The sequence below is a fragment of the Aliivibrio sp. S10_S31 genome, assembly GCF_014694495.1.
GTDB classification, from domain to species: domain Bacteria; phylum Pseudomonadota; class Gammaproteobacteria; order Enterobacterales; family Vibrionaceae; genus Aliivibrio; species Aliivibrio fischeri.
Genome location: NZ_JAAUWR010000064.1, coordinates 1 through 1,469, shown reverse-complemented (window position 1 = coordinate 1,469; position 1,469 = coordinate 1). Strand labels below are relative to the sequence as shown.

At 52.9% G+C, this 1,469-nt stretch carries 1 rRNA gene; it reads left to right on the top strand.

The window, feature by feature from the left end:
- Nucleotides 1-1,458, top strand: a 16S ribosomal RNA gene (locus HC728_RS19540); the annotation flags it as partial.
- Nucleotides 1,459-1,469 lie beyond the last annotated feature (11 nt).

Below are 1,469 nucleotides of genomic sequence, written 5' to 3'. Positions count from 1 at the left end.
ACGTTAAGGGCGTCGAGCGGCGGACGGGTGAGTAATGCCTGGGAATATGCCTTAGTGTGGGGGATAACTATTGGAAACGATAGCTAATACCGCATAATGTCTTCGGACCAAAGAGGGGGACCTTCGGGCCTCTCGCGCTAAGATTAGCCCAGGTGAGATTAGCTAGTTGGTGAGGTAAGAGCTCACCAAGGCGACGATCTCTAGCTGGTCTGAGAGGATGATCAGCCACACTGGAACTGAGACACGGTCCAGACTCCTACGGGAGGCAGCAGTGGGGAATATTGCACAATGGGCGAAAGCCTGATGCAGCCATGCCGCGTGTATGAAGAAGGCCTTCGGGTTGTAAAGTACTTTCAGTAGGGAGGAAGGTGTTGTAGTTAATAGCTGCAGCATTTGACGTTACCTACAGAAGAAGCACCGGCTAACTCCGTGCCAGCAGCCGCGGTAATACGGAGGGTGCGAGCGTTAATCGGAATTACTGGGCGTAAAGCGCATGCAGGTGGTTCATTAAGTCAGATGTGAAAGCCCGGGGCTCAACCTCGGAACCGCATTTGAAACTGGTGAACTAGAGTGCTGTAGAGGGGGGTAGAATTTCAGGTGTAGCGGTGAAATGCGTAGAGATCTGAAGGAATACCAGTGGCGAAGGCGGCCCCCTGGACAGACACTGACACTCAGATGCGAAAGCGTGGGGAGCAAACAGGATTAGATACCCTGGTAGTCCACGCCGTAAACGATGTCTACTTGGAGGTTGTTCCCTTGAGGAGTGGCTTTCGGAGCTAACGCGTTAAGTAGACCGCCTGGGGAGTACGGTCGCAAGATTAAAACTCAAATGAATTGACGGGGGCCCGCACAAGCGGTGGAGCATGTGGTTTAATTCGATGCAACGCGAAGAACCTTACCTACTCTTGACATCCAGAGAATTCGCTAGAGATAGCTTAGTGCCTTCGGGAACTCTGAGACAGGTGCTGCATGGCTGTCGTCAGCTCGTGTTGTGAAATGTTGGGTTAAGTCCCGCAACGAGCGCAACCCTTATCCTTGTTTGCCAGCACGTAATGGTGGGAACTCCAGGGAGACTGCCGGTGATAAACCGGAGGAAGGTGGGGACGACGTCAAGTCATCATGGCCCTTACGAGTAGGGCTACACACGTGCTACAATGGCGCATACAGAGGGCTGCAAGCTAGCGATAGTGAGCGAATCCCAAAAAGTGCGTCGTAGTCCGGATTGGAGTCTGCAACTCGACTCCATGAAGTCGGAATCGCTAGTAATCGTAGATCAGAATGCTACGGTGAATACGTTCCCGGGCCTTGTACACACCGCCCGTCACACCATGGGAGTGGGCTGCAAAAGAAGTGGGTAGTTTAACCTTCGGGAGGACGCTCACCACTTTGTGGTTCATGACTGGGGTGAAGTCGTAACAAGGTAGCCCTAGGGGAACCTGGGGCTGGATCACCTCCTTAAACGATAGATT